This is a genomic window from Lichenibacterium ramalinae (assembly GCF_004137085.1).
GTDB classification, from domain to species: domain Bacteria; phylum Pseudomonadota; class Alphaproteobacteria; order Rhizobiales; family Beijerinckiaceae; genus Lichenihabitans; species Lichenihabitans ramalinae.
This window is the reverse complement of record NZ_QYBC01000009.1, coordinates 126,215-149,900: the sequence shown is the minus strand read 5'-3', so window position 1 is coordinate 149,900 and position 23,686 is coordinate 126,215. Positions and strand designations below refer to the sequence as shown.

The 23,686-nt window shown below is 72.0% G+C and carries 21 protein-coding genes; 10 read left to right on the top strand and 11 right to left on the bottom strand.

All coding sequences use genetic code 11. The features are described 5' to 3' along the window. Window positions 1-2: 2 nt before the first annotated feature. The 3 genes from rpsD to D3272_RS12330 form a co-directional block, all read right to left on the bottom strand. A complete protein-coding gene (gene rpsD / locus D3272_RS12340) occupies window positions 3-620 on the bottom strand; it encodes a 30S ribosomal protein S4 (RefSeq protein WP_129219479.1) in 618 nt (205 codons plus the stop codon). 227 nt (window positions 621-847) lie between these two features. After that, on the bottom strand, window positions 848-1,594 hold the full coding sequence (locus D3272_RS12335) for a Crp/Fnr family transcriptional regulator (RefSeq protein ID WP_129219478.1): 747 nt from the start codon (window positions 1,592-1,594) through the stop codon (window positions 848-850). A 522-nt stretch (window positions 1,595-2,116) separates the two neighbouring features. Then, complete coding sequence (locus D3272_RS12330; protein ID WP_129219477.1) at window positions 2,117-5,266, bottom strand: CheR family methyltransferase; 3,150 nt, start codon at window positions 5,264-5,266, stop codon at window positions 2,117-2,119. A gap of 171 nt (window positions 5,267-5,437) precedes the next feature. Here D3272_RS12330 and D3272_RS12325 point away from each other — a divergent pair, with 171 nt between their 5' ends. The 5 genes from D3272_RS12325 to D3272_RS12305 all read left to right on the top strand — a co-directional run bounded on the left by D3272_RS12325 (window position 5,438) and on the right by D3272_RS12305 (window position 8,568). Beyond that, entirely contained in the window at window positions 5,438-5,689 is a 252-nt protein-coding gene (locus tag D3272_RS12325; protein WP_129219476.1) for a SlyX family protein, read from the top strand. A 111-nt stretch (window positions 5,690-5,800) separates the two neighbouring features. Continuing rightward, the gene (locus tag D3272_RS12320; protein ID WP_129219475.1) at window positions 5,801-6,013 is read left to right on the top strand and encodes a hypothetical protein; all 213 of its coding nucleotides are present in this window, start codon (window positions 5,801-5,803) and stop codon (window positions 6,011-6,013) included. Between the two features lie 139 nt (window positions 6,014-6,152). Continuing rightward, window positions 6,153-6,722 carry a DUF1134 domain-containing protein gene (locus tag D3272_RS12315; RefSeq protein ID WP_129219474.1) on the top strand — a complete coding sequence of 190 codons (570 nt, stop codon included), beginning with the start codon at window positions 6,153-6,155 and terminating at the stop codon, window positions 6,720-6,722. Between the two features lie 34 nt (window positions 6,723-6,756). After that, window positions 6,757-7,707, top strand: a complete 951-nt coding sequence (locus D3272_RS12310) for a coiled-coil domain-containing protein (RefSeq protein ID WP_129219473.1) — start codon at window positions 6,757-6,759, stop codon at window positions 7,705-7,707. A gap of 231 nt (window positions 7,708-7,938) precedes the next feature. After that, window positions 7,939-8,568 carry a LysE family translocator gene (locus tag D3272_RS12305; protein WP_129219472.1) on the top strand — a complete coding sequence of 210 codons (630 nt, stop codon included), beginning with the start codon at window positions 7,939-7,941 and terminating at the stop codon, window positions 8,566-8,568. 568 nt (window positions 8,569-9,136) lie between these two features. Here the strand turns inward: D3272_RS12305 and obgE are convergent. The 4 genes from obgE to D3272_RS12285 form a co-directional block, all read right to left on the bottom strand. Then, window positions 9,137-10,168 (bottom strand): GTPase ObgE, encoded by a 1,032-nt coding sequence (gene obgE / locus D3272_RS12300; protein WP_129219471.1) that lies wholly within the window; start codon window positions 10,166-10,168, stop codon window positions 9,137-9,139. A gap of 49 nt (window positions 10,169-10,217) precedes the next feature. Further along, on the bottom strand, window positions 10,218-10,901 hold the full coding sequence (locus D3272_RS12295) for an MgtC/SapB family protein (protein ID WP_129219470.1): 684 nt from the start codon (window positions 10,899-10,901) through the stop codon (window positions 10,218-10,220). Window positions 10,902-11,021: 120 nt separating this feature from the next. Continuing rightward, entirely contained in the window at window positions 11,022-11,408 is a 387-nt protein-coding gene (locus tag D3272_RS12290) for a carboxymuconolactone decarboxylase family protein (protein ID WP_129219469.1), read from the bottom strand. Next, the gene (locus tag D3272_RS12285; RefSeq protein WP_129219468.1) at window positions 11,350-11,772 is read right to left on the bottom strand and encodes a MerR family transcriptional regulator; all 423 of its coding nucleotides are present in this window, start codon (window positions 11,770-11,772) and stop codon (window positions 11,350-11,352) included. The genes D3272_RS12290 and D3272_RS12285 overlap by 59 nt, the downstream gene beginning before the upstream one ends. Before the next feature lie 125 nt (window positions 11,773-11,897). Here D3272_RS12285 and D3272_RS12280 point away from each other — a divergent pair, with 125 nt between their 5' ends. Continuing rightward, window positions 11,898-12,377, top strand: coding sequence for an SRPBCC family protein (locus D3272_RS12280; protein ID WP_129219467.1), 480 nt, complete (start codon window positions 11,898-11,900; stop codon window positions 12,375-12,377). On the opposite strand, the gene D3272_RS12275 is transcribed toward D3272_RS12280, so the two are convergent. Further along, window positions 12,372-13,769, bottom strand: a complete 1,398-nt coding sequence (locus D3272_RS12275) for an MFS transporter (RefSeq protein ID WP_129219466.1) — start codon at window positions 13,767-13,769, stop codon at window positions 12,372-12,374. The two genes, D3272_RS12280 and D3272_RS12275, sit on opposite strands and share 6 nt — an antisense overlap. Window positions 13,770-14,017: 248 nt before the next feature. On the opposite strand from D3272_RS12275, the gene D3272_RS12270 reads away from it, so the two are divergent. After that, entirely contained in the window at window positions 14,018-15,814 is a 1,797-nt protein-coding gene (locus D3272_RS12270) for a peptide ABC transporter substrate-binding protein (protein WP_129219465.1), read from the top strand. A gap of 49 nt (window positions 15,815-15,863) precedes the next feature. Here D3272_RS12270 and D3272_RS12265 read toward each other — a convergent pair whose 3' ends face one another. Next, on the bottom strand, window positions 15,864-17,486 hold the full coding sequence (locus tag D3272_RS12265) for an ABC-F family ATP-binding cassette domain-containing protein (RefSeq protein ID WP_129219464.1): 1,623 nt from the start codon (window positions 17,484-17,486) through the stop codon (window positions 15,864-15,866). Between the two features lie 220 nt (window positions 17,487-17,706). Here D3272_RS12265 and D3272_RS12260 point away from each other — a divergent pair, with 220 nt between their 5' ends. Beyond that, complete coding sequence (locus tag D3272_RS12260; RefSeq protein ID WP_129219463.1) at window positions 17,707-18,420, top strand: bacteriorhodopsin; 714 nt, start codon at window positions 17,707-17,709, stop codon at window positions 18,418-18,420. Between the two features lie 173 nt (window positions 18,421-18,593). Next, a complete protein-coding gene (locus tag D3272_RS12255; RefSeq protein ID WP_165361329.1) occupies window positions 18,594-19,499 on the top strand; it encodes a Brp/Blh family beta-carotene 15,15'-dioxygenase in 906 nt (301 codons plus the stop codon). 9 nt (window positions 19,500-19,508) lie between these two features. On the opposite strand, the gene D3272_RS12250 is transcribed toward D3272_RS12255, so the two are convergent. Together D3272_RS12250 and D3272_RS12245 are read right to left on the bottom strand one after the other, a co-directional pair. Then, window positions 19,509-20,390 (bottom strand): aldo/keto reductase family oxidoreductase, encoded by an 882-nt coding sequence (locus D3272_RS12250; protein WP_129219461.1) that lies wholly within the window; start codon window positions 20,388-20,390, stop codon window positions 19,509-19,511. Between the two features lie 181 nt (window positions 20,391-20,571). Next, complete coding sequence (locus D3272_RS12245; RefSeq protein ID WP_129219460.1) at window positions 20,572-21,897, bottom strand: LLM class flavin-dependent oxidoreductase; 1,326 nt, start codon at window positions 21,895-21,897, stop codon at window positions 20,572-20,574. 228 nt (window positions 21,898-22,125) lie between these two features. On the opposite strand from D3272_RS12245, the gene D3272_RS12240 reads away from it, so the two are divergent. After that, a complete protein-coding gene (locus D3272_RS12240) occupies window positions 22,126-23,601 on the top strand; it encodes a protein adenylyltransferase SelO (RefSeq protein ID WP_129219459.1) in 1,476 nt (491 codons plus the stop codon). Window positions 23,602-23,686 lie beyond the last annotated feature (85 nt).

Here is a 23,686-nt window from a genome sequence, read left to right as displayed (position 1 = left end):
GATCAGCGCGAATAGAACTCGATGACGAGGTTCGGTTCCATGTGGACCGGATAGGGGACCTCGGTGAGGCCCGGCACCCGGGTCATGACGGCGGCCTTCTTGCCATCGTCGTGCTCGAAATAATCCGGCACGTCACGCTCGCCGAGCTGGCCCGCCTCGATCACGAAGGCGAGTTCGCGGGACGATTCCTTCACTTCGATCTTGTCGCCGACCTTCACGAGGTAGGAGGCGATGTTGACGCGCTTGCCGTTCACCCGGATGTGGCCGTGGTTGACGAACTGGCGGGCGGCGAAGATCGTCGCCACGAACTTGCAGCGGTACACCACCATGTCGAGGCGGCGCTCGAGCAGGCCGACGAGGTTCTGGGACGAGTCGCCCTTCAGGCGGATCGCCTCGGCATAGTACTTCCGGAACTGCTTCTCGGAGATGTTGCCGTAATAACCCTTGAGCTTCTGCTTCGCCTTCAGCTGGGTGCCGAAGTCGGTCGGCTTGCCCTTGCGGCGCTGGCCGTGCTGGCCGGGGCCGTATTCACGGCGGTTGACCGGGCTCTTCGGGCGGCCCCAGATGTTCTGGCCGAGGCGGCGGTCGATCTTGTACTTGGACTGTAAGCGCTTGGTCATCGCGTCCTCTTTTCACAAGGTGAGGAACGCGCCCTCCTTCGCCGGGCCGTGGGGCCAGGCCGACAGGCAGCTCACCGGTGATTGGGAACGGCCGCGGGTGCGTCGCCGGGACCCTTGCGGCCCCAGGCAGTTTCAACCCGCGGGGCGCGAGGCCGCGCAGGTGAAGGCGGCTGGTTACCGGCCCGGCGCGCACCTGTCAACCGCGGCGGCAGGTTCGCGGCGCGCCGTCAGGCGATCTGGGCGCGGGCCGTGCCGGTGCGGCCGGAGCTCGGCAGGGTGTCGAGACCGAGATAGGACGGGTCGAGGTCGGCCGCCCGGCTGAGCACGCCCACGTCGCGGATGGTCAGCTGCGAGCCCTTGAGGGCGATCAGCCCGTCGCGACGCAGCTGCTGGAGCACCCGGTTCACGTGGACGGTGGACAGGCCCATGAGGTCTCCGAGGTCCATCTGGGTCAGCGGCAGGTCGCAGGACTCGCCCTCGGCCTGGCCCACGGCCCGCAGGCGCAGGAAGACTTCGCAGAAGAGATGCGCCATGCGCTCGTAGGCGGTGCGGCGTCCCAGGCTCACCACCCATTCCCGCAGCAGGGCGTCGTCCGCCACAGTGTTGGCCCACAGGGCCTTGGCGATGCGGGGATGCTCCTCCATCACGGCCAGAAGCGTCGTGACCTGGACGGACGCCACGAGCGAGGGCGTCAGCGTGCGGACCCCGCACTCGCCCTGCCCCGCCAGGTGACCGTAGATGTGGCGGCACAGGTCGCCCGACACGAAGAGCCCGTGGATCTGCCGCCGGCCGTCGGACAGCAGCTTGAACCGATAGGCGAAGCCGTGCAGCAGGATCGGGATCGTGCCGGCCTGGCCGACCTGCTCGTCGCCGCGATGATGCACGGCACCGGCGCAAAGCTGCTCGACGGCGTCGCGTTCGCCGCGGGTGAGGGTTTCGAATCGTTCCAGCTTGCGCAGCAGGGCGTTCATCATCGGCAATCCCCTGTGTCAAGGCCTGCGGAAACTAACCCGAGCATCCGCGTGAAATCAACCACCGCGGGTGAACGAAATTTGCTCGACCGCGGGGCGGAACGGCTCATCTCGAGGACAGCCGACCACCGAACGCGGCAAATCGACCATGCTGTCCAACCCATCGCCCGACACCGCCTCCGGGCTGTCGGCGATCGGCCCGGGGTTTCGGGCACGGCGCTCGCCGCCGCGAATGGACGGGCGAGCCGTGATGAACGGGGGTCTTGTCGAGGATGGCGGGTTCAGAAGCAAGCGGAAACGCGTGACGGCCTCCCGGGCCGGACGAGGCCCCCGGCGCCCGTTCGCCAGGCGCGGAGGCGCGACGGGCCGCCACCGGACGGCTGTCTGAGCGAGATCTGCTCAGCCGTTGGCCCGGTCGCCGGGGCCGCTTCGCCCCATCGGAAGCACAGGTTGCAACGAGGCTCCGTTTCGGGACGCGCTCAAGCCCGACGCGAGCCAGCGGGTTCGGGGCCGGTCGGGCCGGCGTCAGGCGGGCTCGCCCTCCGGGCGCCGGGGCAGGATGAGGTCGACCTCGATGCGACACGTGGCGCCGCCGGGCGCGATCTCGAACCGGGTGCGTGCCTGGAGGTCGAAGGTCAGGGCGCGTTCGATCAGTTCGCGCCCGTAGCCCTGGCCGGCCACGGCCGCGGGATCGAGCCGGAGGCCCGTCTCGACCCAGTCGAGCACGAGTTGGCCCGCGCCGGCCGGGCGCTGGATGATGCGCCATCGCACGGCCAGCCGACCCTCCGGCACCTTGAGGGCGCCGTGCTTGACGGCATTGGTGGACAGCTCGTGCAGGGCGAGCGCGAAGGTCTGCACCTGCCCGAGGCGGAGCGCCACGGGCGGCCCCTCGATCGTGACCTGCCCCGATCCGAGGGCGCCGTGGGCGTCGAACTCGAGCGTGATGAGTTCGCGCAGGTCGACGGCGTCGGTCGCCGCCCGGGTGACGAGGTTCTGCACGCGGCCGAGCGCCGAGAGCCGCTCCGAGAACGTGTCCACCGATCCGCCGCGCCCGAGCGTCTGGCGGGCGATGTTGCGCACCACGGCCAGGAGGTTGCGGGTGCGGTGGAGTAGCTCGTCGATCAGCACCTGCTGGCGCTTCTCCGCGTTGATCAGCGTCGAGATGTTGATGAACGTCACCACGATGCCGTCGACCTGTTCCCCCGCGCCGCGGTAGGGGGCGAGGCGCACGAGGAGGTGGGGCCCCGCGCCGGTGCGATCGGGCGTGCGCTCGACCATCTGTCCCGACGACATCACGGCGGCGACGTCGGCCGACAGGTCCGGCACCGCGACGCGGCTCGCGAGGTCGGTCAGCGGCCGCCCCCGGTCGCCCGGCAGGATGTTGAAGATGTCCGTGACGGCGGGCGTGTAGGAGCGGATCGCGAGGTTGCGGTCGAGGAAGACGGTGGCGAGCGGCGTGCTCTCGAATAGGTTCTGCAGGTCGCTGTTGGCCCGGTCGAGCGCTTCCACCTTGAGGTTCAGCTCGGCATTGACGGTGTGGAGCTCCTCGTTCAACGACTGGAGTTCTTCCTTCGAGGCTTCCAGCTCCTCGTTGGTCGACTGGAGTTCCTCGTTGACCGAGACCAGCTCCTCGTTCGACGACTTCAGCTCCTCGAGCGCCGTCTCGTATTCCTCGATCAAGGACTGCAGGCGCTCGCGCGTCTCGCGCAGCTCCGTCTCGAGGTGGGCGACGGCGCCGCCGTGCTGCAGCTGGGCGCGGGTGAGCGCGGTTTCACGGCTGAGGACCGAGCCCTCGTCGGCGAAGAGCACCAGGAACAGCGGCCTGTCCTCGTCGCTCTCGGCCATGGGCTCGACCGTGAGGGTCACGAGCTGGATGCGCCCGTCCTCCGTCTCGACCGCGAGGCCCTCGCGCGTCACCCGGGCGTTGCGGTCCACGGCATCGGCGAAGGCCGTGCGCAGGTCGAGGCGCAGGCCCTTGCGCGCCATGTTGACGAGCTGGCGCGTCGGCGCTCCGGCCGCCGGTTCGAGGTATTTGCCGGTCCGTGGCGAATAATAGACGACGTCGCCGTCGCGCGTCGCCACGACATGGGCCGGCCCGAAGCGCTCCAGCACCTGGCGCTCCACCGCCTGGCGCACCACGGTGCCGCCGGACAGCTGCGGGCGGACGATCTGCGTCGAGGGGGACGGGAACAGCCGCGCCGTGCTGCCCACGAGCGCCGGCAAGGGCAGCGAGCCGGAGCGGGTGTCGCGGCTGCGGAAGATGCGCTGCTTCTTGTCGAGCGGCGTGAACACGTCGGCGAACTGGCTCACGCTTTCCGACGTGCCGAGGAACAGGTAGCCGCCCGGCCGCAGCGCATAGTGGAAGGTCGGGATCACCTGGTTCTGGATGTCCGGGCCGAAGTAGATCAGCAGGTTGCGGCAGGAGATCAGGTCGATGCGCGAGAAGGGCGGGTCGCGGATGACGCTGTGGGGCGAGAAGACGCACAGGTCGCGCACGTCCTTGGTGAGCACGGAGCTGCCGCCGTCCTCGATGAAGTAGCGCTTGCGGCGCTCGGGCGTGAGGTTGTCGAGCAGGCCCTCCGGGTAGCGGCCGGCCCGGGCGATGGCGAGGGCGCGCTCGTCGATGTCGGTGGCGAAGATCTGGACGCGCGGCACGGCCGCCAGGCGTTCCATGTATTCGCGCATCAGGATGGCGACGGAATACACCTCCTCGCCGGTGGCGCAGCCCGGCACCCACACCCGGACGACATCGTCGGCGCCGCGGCCTTCGAGCAGGCGGGGGATGACGATCTCGGCGAGCTTGTCGAAGGCTTCGGCGTCGCGGAAGAAGTTGGTGACGTTGATGAGGAGGTCCCGGAATAGGGCGCCGGCCTCCTTGGGCTCGCGGCGCAGCAGCTCGAGATAGGCCTCCAGCGTGTCGCGCTGGGCGACCTGCATGCGGCGCAGCACGCGGCGGTCGAAGGTCTTGACCTTGTAGCCCGAGAAGTCGTGGCCGACCTGGTTGCGCAGGATGGCGTAGATCTCGTGGCGCCGCTCGTCGCCGCGCTCGCCGCTCCCGGACGTGTCGGCGGAGACTTCCGCCATGTCGGCATCGGCGATGCCGCGGGCGAAGGTCACGAGCGGCGTCCCCATCTGCTCGGCCGGCACGGCGAAGTCGACGAGGCCGGTGGCGATGGCGCTGAGCGGCATGTCGGGATGGGACGGGCCGTGGCCGTCGGCCACCTGGGCCAGCGTCAGGCCGCCGGCCTCCTTCACGGCCTTGGTGCCGAGCGTGCCGTCGCCGTCGCCGCCCGACAGCACGATTGAGGCGGCGCATTCGCCGCAGTCCTTGGCGAGCGAGGCCAGGAAGATGTCGACGGGCTGGCGTTCGGGGCGGTCCTTGGCGCCGGGCCGCAGGCGGAGCCGCCCGTCCGCGATCGTGAGGGTGCTGCCGGACGGCCGCAGGTAGACGGTGTTGATGGCGACCTCCATCCCCTCCGCCGCCGCCACCACCGGCATGGTGGTGTAGCGCGCCAACACCTCGTCGAGCAGGCTGCTCCGGTTGGGGCTGAGGTGGGTGACGACCACGAAGCCGAGGCCCGGGTTATCGGGCATGTTGCGGAACAGCCGCTCGAGCGCCTCGATGCCTCCGGCGGAGGCGCCGATCCCGACGATCGGGTAGGTGGGGCGGGGCATGGCGACGAGCTCCGGCGACGCCGGGCGGACCGGACGTAGCGCCATCCTACCGCATGGGGACGCGGCGCCCGTCAATGGCATGCGCTCGGTTCGCGGGTCGGGGCCGACCGGGCCGCTTCCGCCGGGGCCGCGCCCGGGCTAACCGGTCGGCTCCCCGCGCAGGAGCCGAGCATGACCCAAGACGCTGAACGGAACGACGCTGAACGGAACGACGCTGAACGGAACGACACCCACCGGATCGACGCCTTGGAGATGCGGCTGGCCGAGCAGGAGCGGGTGATCGAGGACCTCGACGCCGCCGTGACGGCGCAGTGGACGGCCGTGGGGGCGCTGCAGCGCCAGCTCGGCCTCCTGGTCGAACGGCTGGCGGATGCGGAGCGGCGCCTGCCCGACGCGCCCGACGCGCCGCCGCCCCACTATTGAGCCGCGGGCCCGCGGGAGCGCGGCCGTCGGGCGCGCCGCCGCGGGCGGGACGGCCCAGCTTTCGCCCGGATGCCCGCTTAGCGAGAGCTCACGACAACACGGAAGAACCCCATGACGCGCTTCAAGATCATCCCCGCCGCTTTGGCGTTCGGCCTCCTCGCCACCGCCGCCATGCCGGCGATGGCGGTGTCCATCAGGCACAGCAACCGCGCGGGCGGCGACCCCGAGGCGGCGTCGGCGCCCACCGGCCACGCGGCCCCGCCGGCCGACACCACCCAGGCCCATGCCCTCGACAAGCTGCACGACAACGGCTCGGTGCACTGACGGGCGCCACGCGCCCGACGCGGGCGCCACGCGCCCGACACGATCCCGCCCTATTCGGGAGGGCGAATCGCGGCATGATGCAGGGCCGCGGACCGCCATGCCCGATGGGGGCGCGGCCCTGGACGCGAGGCGTTGACCCATGGTGGAATGTTCGCGGAGGTCCGTCCTGGCCGGCCTCGCCGGTCTGCTGAGCTTCGCCGGATCGGCCCGGGCCCAGGGCGCGCCCGACCGGTTCTCGACCGAGGACCTCGTCGACAAGGGCCACCACTTCTTCGGCTCCGTGTCGCGCGGCCTCGCGCTCAGCATCGAGGAGGCGGCCCGGCGCTTCGGCCAGCCCAACGGCTACGTCCTCGGCCAGGAGGCCGGCGGCGCCTTCATCGGCGGCCTGCGCTACGGCGAGGGGCTGATGTACACCCGCAATGCCGGGGACCAGAAGGTCTACTGGGAAGGCCCGTCGATCGGCTTCGACGCCGGCGCCAACGGCGACCGCACCATGATGCTGGTCTACGGCCTGCCCTCCACGCAGGCGATCTTCCAGCGCTTCGGCGGCGTCGACGGCTCCGCCTACGTGGTGGGGGGCTTCGGCTTCACCGCCCTCACCAACGAGCGCATCGTCGTGGTGCCGATCCGCTCGGGCGTCGGGGCGAGGCTCGGCGTCGCGCTGTCCTATCTCAAGTTCACGCCGCGCCCGACGTGGAACCCCTTCTGACGGGGCGGCCGCAGCCCGGAGCGGACGACGCCGCGTGATCCTCGACCTGCTGATCTTCACGCTCGGCCTCCTCGTGGCCGGGCTCCTGGCCCTCGCCGCGCTGCCGGCGGTGTGGAACCGCGCGCTGCGCCTGTCGGAGGAGCGCCTGGCGCGGCTGGTGCCGCTGTCGCCCGGAGAGATCGCCGCCGACCGCGACCACCTGCGGGCCGCCCACGCTGTGGAGCTACGCCGCACCGAGCAGCGGTCGGAGCGGGCCGAGGCCGCCGTCGCCGCCCTGCGGATCGAGGCGGCGCGGCGCGAAAGCCGCATCCTCGCCCTCGACGCCGAGGCGGCCCGCGCCCAGGTGGCGGTGGCGGCGCTGGAAGCGGAGCGGGACGGGCTTCGCCGCGACGTCGCCGGCCTCTGGGCCGAGAGCGGCGCCGAGGCTGTCGTGCTGCAGGGGCTCGGCGCCCTGGCCGAGCGGCGCCTGGAAGCGCTGGCCACGCTGGGGGCGGAACGGGACGGGCTGCGCCACGACCTCGACCGCGCCCGTGGCAGCCTCGCCGCGCTGGACACACGGCGCGTCGGCCTCGAAACCCGCAACGAGGACCTCGACCGCGCCCTCGCGGCGGCGCGGCGCGAGACGGAGGCGGCACGAGACGAAGCAGAGACGGCGCGGCGCGATGCGGAGACGGCGCGGCGCGAGGCGGAGGCGACGCGGCGCGAGGCCGGGGCCGAGCGGGACGCCGCGGCAGCGCGGGAGCGCACGGTCGCGATGCCGGGTGCGGACCATGCCCACGAGGTCGAGGCCCTGAAGGCCGAGCTCGCCTTCATGTCGGAACAGGCGCGCTCCGCCGAGCGCCGTGCCGCCAACGCCGCCCGCGCCCATGCGGCGCTGGCGGCCGGACAAGACGGGGGCTCGCCGGCGCCGGACAAGCGCGACCCCGCGCAGCTGCGCGCCGCCATCGCGGCCCTGGCCGAGGACGTGCTGCGGGCGACGGGTTAGAGCCGTATCGGCTGCGTCGAGATCGCCGTCCCGTCCTTTGCCGAAAGCCGGGCGAGCGGACCGCCGCCCGGCCGTGCCGGCTCAGTGCGCCGGATCGGCGATCCGGGTCTCCGGCAGCGCCAGAACGTCGGTCGATCGGCGGAGCGGGGGATTCGCCGCGGCCGCGAGCCGGAGCGCATGCGTCGACGGCGAAACCGCGCTACGCTGCGCGCGTCCTCGCGGTGACATATGATGGCGCTCTCGATCAACCTGCCCCTCATCCTGACGGCGGCGTTCGTCGCGAGCGCCAGCCCCGGCCCCGCCACATTGGCGATCGCCGATACGTCGATGAGAGCGGGGCGGAGAACCGGCATCGCGCTCGCTCTCGGTGTTTCCACAGGGTCACTGGCGTGGTCGGTCGCCGCTGCGCTCGGGCTGGCGGCCGTGATGGCGTCGTCCGCCTGGGCTCTCGCGGTGCTGCGCTACCTCGGGGCAGCCTATCTCCTGGTCCTGGCGCTCAAATCGGCCCGCAGCGCCATCGCGGGACCGGCGATGACCAACTCTACGCGCCTCGCACCGTCTCCCGCACGCGCCTATCTCAAAGGACTGGCGCTGCATCTCACCAATCCAAAGCCGATCCTTTTCTTCGGGTCGCTGTATACCCTCGGTGTTTCACCGGCAACGTCGCACCGCGAGCTGGCCATCGTCATTGCCGCCATCGCGGTGCAGAACTCGGCCCTGTTTTCCGTCTATGCCTGGCTGTTCTCGAACAACAAGGTGGCAGGCTGCTATCTGCGCCTGCGCCGTTGGTTCGACGCGACGTTCGCCGTGATCTTCGCAGGCGCAAGCGTCAAGGTTCTCACGTCGCGCCTGTCGGTCTAGGGTGCTTTGGCCTTCGGCGACTTCGCCCCGAACCCGCCCGACCTACCGGATCGAGACGCGAGCCCTGAACTGGCGGGCCGCGCCGGTCGGGAAGACGCGTTCGACGACCCAGGAATCCGGCCCCGTAGAGCCCGGCTCGGAGCGGTCATAGACCCGGAGGCCCGGCACCCCTGTGCCGGTCGCATAGGCGCTGGGCCGGTCGAACTTCGGTGAGCGGTACCCCGCGCGATCGAGAGCGCGCCACGCCGGGGCGGCGTGACGAGGTTGATGGTCACCGGCCCGAGCGAGCGGCAGGCGGGCGAGACCGGATCATCGTGGAAGCCGATCCTGGCCAGCGCGCCCGACGGCACCATCTCGTAGGCGGGGCCGATGGGTTCGCCCGCGAGGGGCGCGGCGGCGAGGGCGAAGGACAGCGGGCCCCCAGCCAGGCAGACGGATCCGAAGCGCATGGTGGCGCCTCTTGCGAGCGTCGGGACAGTCCGGACCGGGTCGACCCGTCGGACGAGCACCACCACAGGCTGAGCCCCGGCTCGATCAGCCCACGATCGGCATCGCCGCCGTCCGGGCGTCAGGGATGCCAGGGCGGGGCTTCGGCGGCGGCGGCCTCGCGGTTGCGCTGGTCGATGACCTGCACGAGGCTGCCGAGCGCCTCGGTGACGCCGATCCCGGCGACGGCCGAGAGCTTCAGCGGCGTGCGCTTGGCGGCGCGCTTCAGCCGGGCCATCTGGGTCTTCAGCGTCTCGGGGTCGACGGCGTCGACCTTGCTGAGCGCCACGATCTCGGGCTTCTCGGTCAGGCCCGCGCCATAGGCCTCGAGCTCGTGCCGGATGGTCTTGTAGACTTCGCCGGCGTGGTCGCCCGTGGCGTCCACGAGGTGCAGCAGCACGTTGCAGCGCTCGAGGTGGCCGAGGAACCGGTCGCCGAGGCCGAGGCCCTCGTGGGCGCCCTCGATCAGGCCGGGGATGTCGGCCAGCACGAATTCGCGGTCGCCGAGCCGCACCACGCCGAGGCCCGGCTTCAGCGTGGTGAAGGGATAGTCGGCGATCTTGGGCTTGGCGGCCGAGACCGTCGCCAGGAAGGTCGACTTGCCGGCGTTGGGCAGGCCGACGAGGCCGGCCTCGGCGATGAGCTTGAGGCGCAGCCAGATCGTGCGCTCGATGCCCTCCTGGCCGGGGTTGGCGTGGCGCGGCGCGCGGTTGGTCGAGGTGGTGAAATAGGCGTTGCCGAAGCCGCCGTTGCCGCCGCGCGACAGCACGATCTTCTGGCCCACCTCCGTCAGGTCGGCCAACAGCGTTTCGCCGTCCTCCTCGAAGATCTGGGTGCCGGCCGGCACCTTCAGCACCGCGTCGGCGCCCTTGCCGCCGGCCCGGTTCTGCCCCATGCCGTGCATGCCGGTCTTGCCCTTGAAGTGCTGCTGGTAGCGGTAGTCGATGAGGGTGTTGAGCCCCTGCACGCATTCGACCACGACGTCGCCGCCCTTGCCGCCGTCGCCGCCGTCCGGCCCGCCGAATTCGATGAACTTTTCACGGCGGAACGAGACGCAGCCCGCGCCTCCGTCGCCGGAGCGGATGTAGACCTTGGCTTCGTCGAGGAATTTCATGGCCCCGAGATAGGGGCTCGCGGCGCCGCGGTCGAGGGCGGATCGCGCTTCAGGCGGATTTCGTCTTGGTGACGTCGACCTTGTGGATGCCGGGCGCGTCCTTGAGCTTCTCGGCCCCGGCGTCGATGTCGCGCCGCGACACCCGGGTCAGCGCCACGGTGGTGCGTTCGAGGTCGGGCGGCAGAGGCGCGACGGTGACGCGCTTGATCTGGCCGCCGCGCACGCCGAGGATGTGCTTCAACTCATCGACCGTCACGGTCTCGCGCTCGGCCTCGATCTCCAGCGTGCAGCTCTGCACCCGCGCCCGATAGGCCTCTTCCAGCGGCTTCACGCCGACGAGGATCAGGAGGATCAGCGCCGTCGACAGGCCGGCGGCGAAGAACAGCCCGCCGCCCGCCGCCAGCCCCACGGCCGCCACCGCCCAGATGCTGGCCGCCGTGGTGAGGCCGCGCACCACCTGGCCGCGCGCCAGGATGGAGCCGGCCCCGAGGAAGCCGATGCCCGACACGACCTGGGCGGCGATGCGCGACGGATCGAGCGTGACGTGGTCCATCTTCGTCGCGTGTTCGAAGCCGTAGGCCGACACGATCATCAGCAGGCAGGCGCCGACGCTGACCAGCATGTGGGTGCGGATGCCGGCGGCCCAGAGCCGCCGCTCCCGCTCGAAGCCGATGAGGCTGCCGAACAGGGCCGCGACGGCGAGACGGATGGCGATGTCGGTATCGGAGATCATGACCCGAGGCTAACCCAGGCGCCGTCCCGCCGCCAACAGAGCGCGGCCGAGCGGCTTTGGCGCTTCGCAACGGCGCGCAGGACCGTCCGGAACCCGACCGAGCCGGCCCGGCCCGGCCCCTCACGCCTCGGCGAAGACCTCCTTGGCGGCGAAGAGCCCGTTCAACGCGGCCGGAAAGCCCGCATAGACGGCCATCTGCATCAGCACCTCGACGATCTCGCCTCGGGTCAGGCCGACGTTGAGGCCGGCGCGCAGGTGCACCTTGAGCTGCGGCGTCGCATGGCCGAGCGCCGTCAGGGCCGCGATGGTGGCGATCTCCCGCATCCGGAGGTCGAGGCCGGGTCGGCAATAGATGTCGCCGAAGGGAAACTCGACGAGATAGCGGGCGAAATCGGGGGCGATGTCGGCGAGGGCCGCCACCACGGCCTCGCCGCCATGGCCGTCGATCTCAGCCAGGGCGCGCGATCCCCGGGCGAACCGGTCGTCGGTGGGAGGTATCGGTGTCATGCTGAGGCTCCGAAGGTGGAGGATCGCCGTAGCCGGCGATCTTGGCGTCGAGGACGGAAAGGCAGGCCTGCAGGTCGACGACATGGGCGCGCACCCGATCCCGGTGCCGAACCAGCAGGTCGCGCCGCTCCGCTTCGGTGCCCTGCCCGGCGGCTCGCCATTCGGCGTAGCGCACCATGTCGCGGATCGGCATGCCGGTCCTGCGGAGCCGCGTGAGGAAGGCGATCCACGGCAGGGCCGAGGCGTCGTAGTCCCGCCGCTGCCCCCCGTCGCGCGGGCACCGTGGCAGGAGGCCGATCCGCTCGTAGTAGCGGATCGTGTGGGCGCTGAGCCCGATGCGTTCCGCGAATGCGCCGATCTTCATGGTCTGTCCGTTCCGTCGAGACGTCCCATCCTCTACGACTTCGAGCGCGCTCGACGTTAAGCGTCGCCCGGTGGACGCTGCCGTCCCGCGCTGCCATCCTGCCGCCTCGCCCGATGGAGCGCGCCATGACGCCCGATCCCCAGCCCGCCGACGACCGCGACCTGCTGCTCCACCGCCGCGTCGACGCGCCGCCCGCCGCCCTCTATCGCTGCTGGACCGAGCCCGACCTCCTCAAGCGGTGGTTCGCCCCCGAGCCCTGGACGGTGCCGGAGGCCGAGGTCGACCTGCGGGTCGGCGGCGCCAGCCGCATCGTGATGCGGGGGCCGGACGGTACCCACTACCCCAGCCGCGGCGTCTACCTCGAGGTCGTGCCGGATGCGCGCCTGGTCTTCACCGATGCCTTCGTCGACGCCTGGACGCCCGCGCCGAAGCCCTTCATGACCGTGATCCTCACCTTCGCGCCGGAGGAGGAGGGCCGCACCCGCTACACGGTGCGGGTCCGCCATTGGAGCGCGGCGGACCGGGAGCGGCACGAGAGCCTGGGGTTCCACCAGGGCTGGGGCCGCTGCGCCGACCAGATGGCGCGGCTGGCCGAAACCCTATGAGCCCCGCGCCACCTCGGCCCCGGCTTCGGCCGGCAGGCGAAGCGCGTCGGCCGCCGCCGCGAAGGCCGCGAGGCTGACGAGCGCGAAGGCGATTCGGAACTCGAGCGGCGTCGCCTGGAGCGCGCCGGCCGGGCGCCAGAGTTCGGCGAAGCGCAGCGCCAGAGCCCCGAGCGCCACCCCGAAACCGAAACCGAGCTGCTGGAACATGTTGAACAGCGTGTTGGCGCCGCTCATGGCGGCCTGCGGCACCTCGGCGAAGGCCAGGGTGTTGACGGTGGTGAGCCCCATCGAGCGCGTCATGCCGGCGAGGACGAGCAGCACCAGCGTCACGGGCAGCGGCGTGCCGGGCGCCAGCGCCGCCAGGGACAGGATGGCGAGGCCCGCCAGAACGGCGTCGCCGACCATCACGGCCTTGAAGCCGAACCCGCGCAGGACCGCGCTGGTCATGGGCTTCATGGCGACGTTGCCGGCGAAGAGCGCCAGGACGAGCAGGCCGGAGCGGAAGGCGTCGAGGCCGAACCCCACCTGGAACAGCAGGGGCAGCAGGAAGGGCACGGCGCCCACGGCGACGCGGAACAGCGAGCCCCCCGCCATGGCGACGGCGAAGCTCGGCACCGCGAAGCCGTCGAGCCGGACGATCGGCGCGGGGTGCCGGCGGATGTGGCGCAGCGCCAGGGCGGCGAGCGGGACGGCGGCGACGGTCGCGACGCCCACGGCCGGCCAGTCCACCGCCTCGCGGCCGAGGAGTTCCACGGCCGCCATCGGCGCCAGCACGGCGAGGCCGACGAGGAGGAAGCCCAGCGCGTCGAAGCGGCGATGGCCGTCGCCGCGCTCGGGCGGCACCACGCGCGAGGCCAGCCACAGGCCGATGAGGCCGAGCGGCAGGTTGATGAAGAAGATCCAGCGCCACGACGCCACCGTGACGATGAAGCCGCCGAGCGGCGGCGCCACCACCGGCGCCGTCAGGGCCGGCCAGGTCAGGATGGCGATGACCCGCATGAGATCGGATTTCGGCGTGGCGCGCAGCACCGCGAGCCGCCCCACCGGCACCATGAGGGCGCCCCCGGCACCCTGGACGACGCGCGCCAGGGTGAAGCTCGTCAGGCCCGTGCTGAGGCCGCAAGCGGCCGACGCCAGGGTGAAGACCGCGACGGCGACCATGAACACCCGCCGCGCCCCGAAGCGCTCCGCCGCCCAGCCGCTGGCCGGCAGCAGCAGCGCCAGCGTGAACAGGTAGGCCGAAACCCCCACTGACAGGTCGACGGGGCGCAGGCCGAAGTCGCCGGCCATGGCGGGCAGCGCCGTGGCGATCACGGTGCCGTCGAGGAATTCCATGAAGAAGGCCCCGGCGACCAGCAGGGGCAGCGTGCGGGGATGGGCGAGGAAGGACATGGCCCGCCGGGGTGGAGGGGGTTTCGACGGCGTCGGGCGACCGAAGCGGGGCACCGCCCCGACCCGCGACGCCGACCGAGCCGCAAGCTACCAGGGCCCGGCACCGCGGGGAAGGCGCGGCGGCGCCGGCACCTTTCCGCGGCGGTGCCGGCCTGTGACGCGCCGGCACTTGGCGCGCCCCTTGCTCCACGCCCATCCTGCGCCCGGCGCCCGCCACGGCCGGTGTCGCGCGAGCGAGGATGGACCCGATGGACGAACCGACACTGCGCAGCCTCGTCGCCGACGTCGCGGAGGGGCGCCTGTCGCGGCGCGTCTTCGTCCGGCGCATGGTGGCGCTCGGCCTCACGGCGCCGCTCGCCGGCACGATGCTGGCGGCCGGCGCCGGAGCGGCCGAGGCTCCGGTCCCGGCCCCGGCCCGCTACGAGCCCACGAAGGCGGGCGGCGGCGGGCCGCTGAAGCTGCTGTTCTGGCAGGGCCCGACCCTGCTGAACCCGCATTTCGCCATCGGCACCAAGGACCAGGAAGCCTGCCGCATCTTCTACGAGCCCCTCGCCGCCTGGGACGACGACGGCCACCTCGTGCCGGTGCTGGCGGCCGCGATCCCCACCGCGGGGAACGGCGCCGTGGCGGCCGACGGCCGCTCCGTGGTCTGGACCCTGAAGCCCGGCGTCACCTGGCACGACGGCCAGCCCGTGACGGCCGACGACCTCGTCTTCACCTGGCTCTATGCCAAGGACCCCGCCACCGCCGCCACGACGATCGGCTCCTACCGGGACATCACGGTCGAGAAGGTCGACGACCTCACGGTCAGGCTCCGCTTTCCCCGGCCCACGCCCTTCTGGGCCGACGCCTTCGTGGGCCTGCCGGGCTGCGTGCTGCCGCGGCACCTCTTCGCCGACTATGCCGGTGCCAAGTCGCGGGATGCGCCGGCGAACCTGCATCCCGTCGGCACGGGTCCCTACAGCTTCGTCGAGTTCCGCCCCGGCGACATGCTGCGGGGCACGCGCTACGAGGCCTACCACCGGCCGGGCCGGCCCTTCTTCGACACGATCGAGGTGAAGGGCGGCGGCGACGCCGTTTCGGCGGCGCGGGCGGTGCTGCAGGCCGGCGAATACGACTTCGCCTGGAACCTGCAGGTCGAGGACGAGGTGTTGAAGCGCCTCGAGGAGGGCGGCAAGGGCCGGGTCGACCTCGTCTACGGCGGCAACCTCGAATTCATCCTGCTGAACCCCACCGACCCCGACACGGAGGTCGACGGCGAAAGGTCCTCGGTCGCCACGCGGCACTTCGCCTTCTCGGACCCGGCGGTGCGGCGCGCCGTGGACCTGCTGATCGACCGCCGGGCCGTGGGGCAGTTCATCTACGGGCGCACCGGCCGCGTCACCGACAACGTCATCAACGGCCCGGCCCCCTTCGTGTCCCCCAATACGCGCTTCGCCTTCGACATCGCCCAGGCGAATGCGCTGCTCGACGCGGCTGGCTGGGCCCGCGGCGCCGACGGCATCCGCGCCAAGGACGGCCGCCGCCTGAAGCTCGTGTTCCAGACCTCGACCAACGCGCCGCGGCAGAAGACCCAGGCCATCATCAAGCAGGCCGCCGCCAAGGCCGGCATCGAGATGGAGCTGAAGTCCGTCACGAGTTCGGTGTTCTTCTCGTCGGACCCCGCCAATCCCGACACCTACTCGCATTTCTACGCCGACATGGAGATGTACACCGCCAATGCGCTGCAGCCGGACCCGTCGTTCTGGATGCTCCAGTACCTGTCCGGGGAATGCGCCCAGAAGGCCAACAAGTGGCAGGGCCGCAACATCGCGCGCTGGCGCAACGCCGACTACGACGCGCTCTATGCGGCGGCGGCGACGGAGCTCGATCCCGTGAAGCGCGCCGCCCTGTTCATCCGCATGAACGACCTCGTCGTGGCCGACAACGTCCTGCCCCTGCTGCATCGGGCCAAGGTGTCGGCCGCCGTTTCGGCGCTGCGCGCGCCCCCGAGCGGCTGGGACAACGACCTGTGGAGCCTGCCCGACTGGTGGAAGGCGACCTGACGAGAGGGGGCGGGGTCGCGCAGCCCGCTCCTCCGGCGCTGCCCCGCCCTCAGCTCCTCAGCCCCGGCGCCTCCTGGCCGGTGCGCGCCACATAGTCGGTGTAGCCGCCGCCATAGGCGTGGATGCCGTCCGGCGTGAGTTCCAGGACGCGGTTCGACAGGGCCGCCAGGAAGTGGCGGTCGTGCGACACGAACAGCATCGTGCCCTCGTAGCGCGACAGGGCCTCGATCAGCATCTCCTTGGTGCCGATGTCGAGGTGGTTGGTGGGCTCGTCGAGCACGAGAAAGTTCGGCGGGTCGTAGAGCATGCGGGCCATGACGAGCCGCGCCTTCTCCCCGCCCGACAGCACGCGGCAGCGCTTCTCGACATCGTCGCCCGAGAAGCCGAAGCAGCCCGCCAGCGCCCGCAGCGAGCCCTGGCCGGCCTGGGGAAAGGCGTGTTCCAGCGCCTGGAACACGGTGTGGTCGCCCTCGATCAGGTCCATGGCGTGCTGGGCGAAATAGCCGAGCTTGACGCTGCCGCCGAGAGCCACCGTGCCGTCGTCGGGCGCCGTCGTCCCGGTCACGAGCTTCAGCAGCGTCGACTTGCCGGCGCCGTTGACGCCCAGCACGCACCAGCGCTCGCGCCGCGTCACGGCGAAGTCGAGCCCCTCGTAGATGGTGCGGCTGCCGTAGCGCTTGCCCACGCCCTTCAGCGCCACGACGTCGTCGCCCGAGCGGGGCGCCGGGGGGAAGTCGAAGGCGACCGACTGGCGGCGCTTGGGCGGCTCCACGCGCTCGATCTTATCGAGTTTCTTCACCCGGCTCTGCACCTGGGCGGCGTGGGAAGCGCGCGCCTTGAAGCGCTCGATGAACTTGATCTCCTTGGCCAGCATCGCCTGCTGGCGCTCGAACTGCGCCTGCTGCTGCTTCTCGTTCAGGGCCCGCTGCCCCTCGTAGAAGGCATAGTCGCCCGAATAGCTGGTGAGGCCGCCACCGTCGATCTCGACGATGCGGCCCACGATGCGGTTCATGAACTCGCGGTCGTGCGACGTCATCATCAGGGCGCCGTCGTAGCCCTTGAGGAAGTCTTCGAGCCAGATGAGGCTTTCGAGGTCGAGGTGGTTGGAAGGCTCGTCGAGCAGCATGGCATCGGGGCGCATGAGCAGGATGCGGGCCAGGGCGACGCGCATCTTCCAGCCGCCCGACAGCGCGCCGACGTCGCCGTCCATCATCTCGGGGGTGAAGCTCAAGCCCGCCAGCACCTCGCGCGCCTGGCCTTCGAGGGCATAGCCGCCGAGTTCCTCGAAGCGCGCCTGCACGTCGCCGTAGCGCGCGATGATCTCCTCCATCTCGTCGGCCCGGTCGGGGTCCGCCATGGCGGCCTCGAGATCCTTGAGTTCGGCCGCCACCGCGCTGACCGGGCCCGAGCCGTCCATCACCTCGGCGACCGCGCTGCGGCCCGCCATCTCGCCGACGTCCTGGCTGAAATAGCCGATGGTGACGCCGCGGTCGGACGAGACCGTGCCCTCGTCGGGCTGTTCCTGGCCGGTGATCAGGCGGAACAGCGTCGTCTTGCCGGCGCCGTTGGGCCCCACGAGGCCGACCTTCTCGCCCCGCTGCAGGGCGGCCGAGGCCTCGATGAAGACGATCTGGTTGCCGTTCTGCTTGCCGATCTTGTCGAGGCGGATCATGGGAGCCCGGGATGTGGAGACGGTCCCGGCCCCATACGCCATGCTGCGCCGCAGCGCAAAGACGCGGCCACGGCCGTCCGGAGCCGCCTCTCGCCCGACGGCTCGCGCCAGTGTCGCAGGAGCGCGACGACTTAGCGCATGCTCAACTGTCGGGAGAGCGGAACATGACGGCGCCATTCGCCCTTCTGTTGGTTTCACAGTCTGGAAGGTGTTGACGCAGATGACCGAGAACGCGTGGCTTTGGGTCGGTTTCGTCGGAATGGCGATCGGGTCCGTGCTGATCCTGGCGCAGATGGGTCGCAAGACGCCCGGCGAGGAGGCCCATGGCGTGATCCACGCGATCGTGCCGATGATCGCTGCCGGGCTCTACCTGCTGATGGCGCTGAACCAGGGCAGCGTGACGATCGATCATGGACGCGAGTTCCTCTACGCCCGCTACATCGACTGGTCGATCACCACGCCCCTGCTGCTGACGGGCCTCGCCCTCACCGCCATGGACGACCTGCGCAAGCGGCTCGGCCTGGTGCTGGGCCTGATCGGCGCTGACGTCTACATGATCCTGACCGGTCTCGAGGCGGGCTACTCGCCCACCAGCAGCGCCGACAAGTGGATCTGGTTCCTGATGAGCTGCGGCGCCTTCCTGGCGGTCTATTGGGTGATCTGGTGGCCACTGCGCGCCGAAGCACGCAAGGCCGGCAACGCCACCACCTACACGCGCAACGCCGCCATCCTGTCGGTGCTGTGGCTGCTCTATCCGGTGGTGTTCCTGTTCGGCACCGACGGGCTGCTGATCATCAGCCCGGCCCTGTCGGCCGTCTGCTTCACGGTGCTCGATCTCGTGTCGAAGGTCGGCTACGGCATGCTTTCGACGGCTGAAACCAACGCCAAGTTCTCCCGGGAGGTCCGGGACGGCCGGACCCTGCCGCAGACCTGACGATGGCGATGGCGGCCGATGCGGCAGCGAAGCCGGCGAGGCGCACCGCCGCCCCTTCGGCCGCCCTTTCCTCAGCCTCGCCCCGGCGCGCCCGCCCCGCGGTCACCAGGGCGATAGCGGCGAGGGCCTGGCGCCCGGGCCTCGACCGGGCCCACGCCGGCGCCGCAGTCGCGGTGCTGGCCGGCACGGCGCTGCTGGCCCTGGCCTCGCCCGGCGCCGCCGCGGCCCTCGGCTCGGCGAGCGGCCCGCTGCTGCTGGTCGGCGGCGCGCTGATCGGGGTGCCGCACGGCAGCTCCGACTTCGTGGTCGCCCACCGCGTGATGCGGCCGGGCCTGGGCGCCTGGTGGCTGCCGGCCTTCCTGGCGGGCTACCTCGCCCTCGTGGCCCTCGCCATGGCGTCCTGGGCGCTGATGCCGCTCGCGACGCTGCTCGGCTTCCTGGCCCTTTCGGGCCTGCATTTCGGCTGGGGGGACATGCGGGCCGGGGCCGCGACGGCCCGGCCTGCCCTCGCCTTCGCGGTCCGGGCCACGACGCCGGTGCTGCCCATCTTCCTGGTCCATCCCGCCGGGGTCGCGCCCTTCGTGGCCGCGTTGGGCGGCGTGACGGAAGGGGGCGCCCTGCACCTGCTCGACGCCCTGCGCTGGCCGCTGGGGCTGCCCTGGGGGGTGGCGCTCGCCCTCGTGACGCTGCCGCCCCTGCTCGGCGATGCCCGATCCCGGGTCGCGGGCCGCGACGCCGGCGAACTCCTGGCGGTCGCGCTCGCCGCCGTGGTGCTGCCTCCGCTGCTGGGGTTCGGGCTCTACTTCTGCCTCGTCCATGCCCCCCGCCACATGGCCGAACTCGCCGCCGACCATCACCCGACGCGGCCGGCGGCGGCCGCGCGGCTCGTCGCCGCCGTGGTGGTGCCCTCGGCGCTCGTGTGCCTGGCCCTGCTCTACGCCTCCTGGGACGGGCTCGCCGGCCTGCTCGACACCGAGACGCTCGTCACCTGGAGCTTGCGGGTCATCGCGGCCCTGACGGTGCCGCATATGGCGCTGGAAGCCTGCGCGGCCTGGCGGACCCGCGCGCCGGGGGCGTGAGGCGCTCCGTCAGGCCGGCGGCGCCCCGCTGCCGATCCGGTCGAGCCGGTCCCGTGCGGCCGCGGGCAGGTCCAGCGCGGCGGCGGCGAGGTTCTCGTGCAGATGCGCCAGCGAGGACGTGCCCGGGATGAGCAGGATGTTGGGCGCGCGCTGGAGCAGCCAGGCGAGCGCCACCTGCATCGCCGTGGCGCCGAGTTCCCCCGCGACCTCGGACAGCGCCGTCGACTGCAGCGGCGTGAAGCCGCCGAGCGGGAAGAACGGCACATAGGCGGTGCCGGCCGCGGCGAGTTCGGCCACCAGGGCGTCGTCGCCGCGGTGGGCGAGGTTGTACTGGTTCTGCACGCAGGCGATCTCGGCGAGGGTGCGCGCCTCCGCCACCTGCCGGTGCGTGGCGTTGCTGAGGCCGATGTGGCGCACGAGCCCCCGGCGCTGCAGCTCGGCGAGCGCCGTGAGCGGCTCCGCCACCGACCCCTCCGCCGGGCCATGGACGTCGAACATCAGGCGCAGGTTCACGACGTCCAGCACGTCGCGGCCGAGGTTGCGCAGGTTGTCCTCCACGGCGCCCGTCAGGTCCGCGGCCGAGAAGGCCGGGTTCCACGAGGCGTCGGGCCCCCGGCGCGCCCCGACCTTGGTGACGATGACGAGGTCGTCGGGGTAAGGGTGGAGCGCTTCGCGGATGATCTCGTTGGTGACGTGCGGGCCGTAGAAGTCGCTGGTGTCGATGTGGTCGACCCCGCTCTCGACCGCGGCGCGCAACACCGCGACCGCGCCCGCCCGGTCCTTCGGCGGCCCGAACACGCGCGGCCCCGCGAGCTGCATGGCGCCGTAGCCGAGGCGGCGAACGTTGCGATGGCCGAGTGCGTAGGTCCCGGCCTTGCTGATGTCGACCATGGTGGTCTCCCTTGAGTGGAGCCTCCCGTCTAGCCGACGCGGCGCTGCGCGATAATGGGGGTCGGTCGGCACGGGTCGTGCGCGATGGCGCACAATGACGGCATCGGACCGTCATGCCGGGGGAAGCGGGCGAGCCACAGGGGGGCCCCGCCCCGCCGGGGCCGGGACCATGCGGCCGGCCTCAGGCGAAGAAGCGGTTCGGCGGGCGCGGCAGGCCGAGGTGGTCGCGCAGCGTCGTCCCGGCATAGTCGCGGCGGAACAGGCCGCGCCGCTGCAGTTCGGGGACCAGCCGGTCCACGACGTCGTCGAGCCCCTCCGGCAGGGTCGGCACCATGATGTTGAACCCGTCGCAGGCGCGGGAGTCGAGCCAGTCCTCCATGCCGTCGGCGACCGAGGCGGGCGTGCCCACGAAGGCGAGCCCGGCGTAGCTGCCGGCCTTCTGGGCGAGCTGGCGGATGGACAGGTTCTCGGCCCGGGCCAGCGCGACCATGCGGGCGCGTCCGCTCTTGCTGGCGTTGGTTTCGGGGATGTCGGGCAAGGGGCCGTCCGGGTCGAAGCCCGACACGTCCGTGCCGAGCATGCCGCTGAGCGAGCCGATGCCGCTGTCGTAGTGGACGAGCGCGTCGAGCCGGGCCCGCTTGGCCTCGGCCTCGGCGACCGAATCTCCCAGCACCACGAAGGCCGCCGGCAGGATCTTCAGGTGGTCGGGGTCGCGGCCGAGCCGCGCCATGCGGCCCTTCACGTCGGCGTAGAAGGCCCGGGCCGCCTCGGGCGAGGCTTCGGCGGAGAAGACGACCTCGGCGGTCTCGGCGGCGAGCTGGCGGCCGGGCTCGGAGGAGCCGGCCTGCACCACGACGGGCCAGCCCTGGACCGGCCGCGCGATGTTCAGCGGCCCCCGCACCGACAGGTTCGGCCCGCGATGGTCGAGCACGTGCATGCGCTCGAGGTCGACGTAGACGCCGCTCTCGACGTCGCGCACGAAGGCATCGTCGGCGAAGCTGTCCCACAGCCCCGTGACGACGTCGAAGAACTCGCGCGCCCGGACGTAGCGGGCGCCGTGGTCCATCTGCTCGTCCTGCCCGAAGTTCAGCGCGGCATCCGGGTTGGCGGTGGTGACGATGTTCCAGCCCGCCCGGCCGCCGCTGATGTGGTCGAGCGAGGCGAAGCGCCGCGCCACGTGATAGGGCGCCTCGAAGCTCGTGGAGGCCGTCGCCACGAGGCCGATGCGCTCCGTCACGGCGGCGAGCGCCGACAGCAGCGTGAAAGGCTCGAAGGACGTCACCGTGTGGCTGCGTTTCAGCGCCGCCATCGGCAGGTTGAGCACGGCGAGGTGGTCCGCCATGAAGAAGGCGTCGAACTTCGCCGCTTCCAGCCTTTGGGCGAAACGCTTGATGTGGGCGAAGTTGAAGTTCGCATCCGGGTAGGCACCGGGATAGCGCCACGCGCCCGTGTGGATGCTGACCGGGCGCATGAAGGCGCCGAGGCGCAGTTGGCGTGTCCGGCTCATCGTGCCTCCGGTTGGCGGGCCCGCTTTCGCCGGCATCGTGCCCCGGCCCGGCAGGCGATGCAACGCCGGCCGTCGCGGCATCGCCGGAGATCCCGCGTCGGTACGGCCCGAGACCTTGAACCGGCCCGGACCGTGCCGACCTTCGATGGGAGGGGCCGCGGGGGCGGCGGTCGGGGCTCCGCAGGCCGGCCGTGGCCGGCGCCGCCCCGCAACAGGAGGAGACCGCCGATGACGGTCCACATCGCGTTCGACAATTCCTACGCCCGGCTGCCCGGCGCCTTCTTCAGCCGCGTGCGGCCGTCGAGCGCCGTCGCGCCGCGGCTGATCCGGCTCAACCGCCCGCTGGCGGAAGCGCTGGGGCTCGACCCCGACGCGCTGGAGGCGCCCGAAGGGGTCGCGGTCCTGTCGGGCCAGGCCGTCCCCCCCGGCGCCGACCCCATCGCGACCGCCTATGCCGGGCACCAGTTCGGCGGTTTCTCGCCGCAGCTCGGCGACGGGCGGGCGATCCTGCTCGGCGAGGTGATCGGCCGCGACGGCCTGCGCCGCGACATCCAGCTCAAGGGTTCGGGCCGCACGCCCTTCTCGCGCTCGGGCGACGGGCGCGCCGCCCTCGGCCCGGTGCTGCGGGAATATCTCGTCAGCGAGGCCATGGCGGCCCTCGGCATCCCGACCACGCGCGCCCTGGCGGCCGTCGCCACGGGCGAGACCGTGTATCGCGAGACGGAACTCCCGGGCGCCGTCCTGGCGCGGGTGGCGTCGAGCCACATCCGCGTCGGCACTTTCCAGTTCTTCGCCGCCCGGGGCGACACGGAGGCGGTGCGCCAGCTCGCCGACCACGCCATCGCCCGGCACGACCCCGAGGCCGCGCGGGCCGCCGCGCCCTACGCGGCCTTCCTCGCCGGCGTGGTGGCCCGGCAGGCCGCGCTGGTGGCGCGGTGGATGCAAGTGGGCTTCATCCACGGCGTCATGAACACCGACAACATGGCGGTCTCGGGCGAAACCATCGACTACGGCCCCTGCGCCTTCGTGGACAGCTACGACCCCGCCACGGTGTTCAGCTCCATCGACCGCGGCGGCCGCTACGCCTACCGCAACCAGCCCGGCATCGCGCAGTGGAACCTCGCGCGCCTGACCGAATGCCTGCTGCCGCTGCTCGGCGACACCGAGGACGCCGGCCTGGAGCGGGGGCGGGAGATCCTGGCCGGGTTCTCCCCGCTGTTCCACGCCGCCCATCTCGACGGCTTCCGCCGCAAGCTCGGCCTGGCGCAGGCGCGGGATGGCGACGGCGCGCTGCTGCAGGACCTGCTCGACCGCATGGCGGCCGGCCGGGCCGACTTCACCCTGACGTTCCGGCGCCTGGGCGACGCCGCCGCCGACCCCGCGCGGGACCAGGATGTCCGCGACCTCTTCATCGACCCCACGGCCTACGACGGCTGGGCGGGGTCCTGGCGGGCCCGGCTGGCCGACGAGCCGGGCGAGGGCGAAGCCCGGCGCGCCGCCATGCGCGCCGTCAACCCCGCGCTCGTGCCCCGCAACCACCGCGTCGAGGAGGCGATCGCGGCGGCCATCGAGCGCGACGACTTCGCGCCCTTCGAGCGCCTCGGCGCCGCCCTGGCCCGCCCCTACGACGAGCCTGCCGATCCGGCCCTGGCCGAACCGCCGTCCTTCGACACGAGCGGCTACCGCACGTTCTGCGGCACCTGACGGGGCTCCCGGATCCGGCAAGTCAGACGAAAGGTCGGCCGGCAAGTCCGGCGGCCGGGCCTGGTCGGTCCCGAGCTGGGGAGCC

What these genes read in the sequence shown, in the direction of transcription:
- rpsD (WP_129219479.1), bottom strand. Translation starts at nt 620, where the DNA reads ATGACCAAGCGCTTACAGTCCAAGTACAAGATCGACCGCCGCCTCGGC.
- D3272_RS12335 (WP_129219478.1), bottom strand. Translation starts at nt 1,594, where the DNA reads ATGATGAACGCCCTGCTGCGCAAGCTGGAACGATTCGAAACCCTCACC.
- D3272_RS12330 (WP_129219477.1), bottom strand. Translation starts at nt 5,266, where the DNA reads ATGCCCCGCCCCACCTACCCGATCGTCGGGATCGGCGCCTCCGCCGGA.
- D3272_RS12325 (WP_129219476.1), top strand. Translation starts at nt 5,438, where the DNA reads ATGACCCAAGACGCTGAACGGAACGACGCTGAACGGAACGACGCTGAA.
- D3272_RS12320 (WP_129219475.1), top strand. Translation starts at nt 5,801, where the DNA reads ATGACGCGCTTCAAGATCATCCCCGCCGCTTTGGCGTTCGGCCTCCTC.
- D3272_RS12315 (WP_129219474.1), top strand. Translation starts at nt 6,153, where the DNA reads ATGGTGGAATGTTCGCGGAGGTCCGTCCTGGCCGGCCTCGCCGGTCTG.
- D3272_RS12305 (WP_129219472.1), top strand. Translation starts at nt 7,939, where the DNA reads ATGGCGCTCTCGATCAACCTGCCCCTCATCCTGACGGCGGCGTTCGTC.
- obgE (WP_129219471.1), bottom strand. Translation starts at nt 10,168, where the DNA reads ATGAAATTCCTCGACGAAGCCAAGGTCTACATCCGCTCCGGCGACGGA.
- D3272_RS12295 (WP_129219470.1), bottom strand. Translation starts at nt 10,901, where the DNA reads ATGATCTCCGATACCGACATCGCCATCCGTCTCGCCGTCGCGGCCCTG.
- D3272_RS12290 (WP_129219469.1), bottom strand. Translation starts at nt 11,408, where the DNA reads ATGACACCGATACCTCCCACCGACGACCGGTTCGCCCGGGGATCGCGC.
- D3272_RS12285 (WP_129219468.1), bottom strand. Translation starts at nt 11,772, where the DNA reads ATGAAGATCGGCGCATTCGCGGAACGCATCGGGCTCAGCGCCCACACG.
- D3272_RS12280 (WP_129219467.1), top strand. Translation starts at nt 11,898, where the DNA reads ATGACGCCCGATCCCCAGCCCGCCGACGACCGCGACCTGCTGCTCCAC.
- D3272_RS12275 (WP_129219466.1), bottom strand. Translation starts at nt 13,769, where the DNA reads ATGTCCTTCCTCGCCCATCCCCGCACGCTGCCCCTGCTGGTCGCCGGG.
- D3272_RS12270 (WP_129219465.1), top strand. Translation starts at nt 14,018, where the DNA reads ATGGACGAACCGACACTGCGCAGCCTCGTCGCCGACGTCGCGGAGGGG.
- D3272_RS12265 (WP_129219464.1), bottom strand. Translation starts at nt 17,486, where the DNA reads ATGATCCGCCTCGACAAGATCGGCAAGCAGAACGGCAACCAGATCGTC.
- D3272_RS12260 (WP_129219463.1), top strand. Translation starts at nt 17,707, where the DNA reads ATGACCGAGAACGCGTGGCTTTGGGTCGGTTTCGTCGGAATGGCGATC.
- D3272_RS12250 (WP_129219461.1), bottom strand. Translation starts at nt 20,390, where the DNA reads ATGGTCGACATCAGCAAGGCCGGGACCTACGCACTCGGCCATCGCAAC.
- D3272_RS12245 (WP_129219460.1), bottom strand. Translation starts at nt 21,897, where the DNA reads ATGAGCCGGACACGCCAACTGCGCCTCGGCGCCTTCATGCGCCCGGTC.
- D3272_RS12240 (WP_129219459.1), top strand. Translation starts at nt 22,126, where the DNA reads ATGACGGTCCACATCGCGTTCGACAATTCCTACGCCCGGCTGCCCGGC.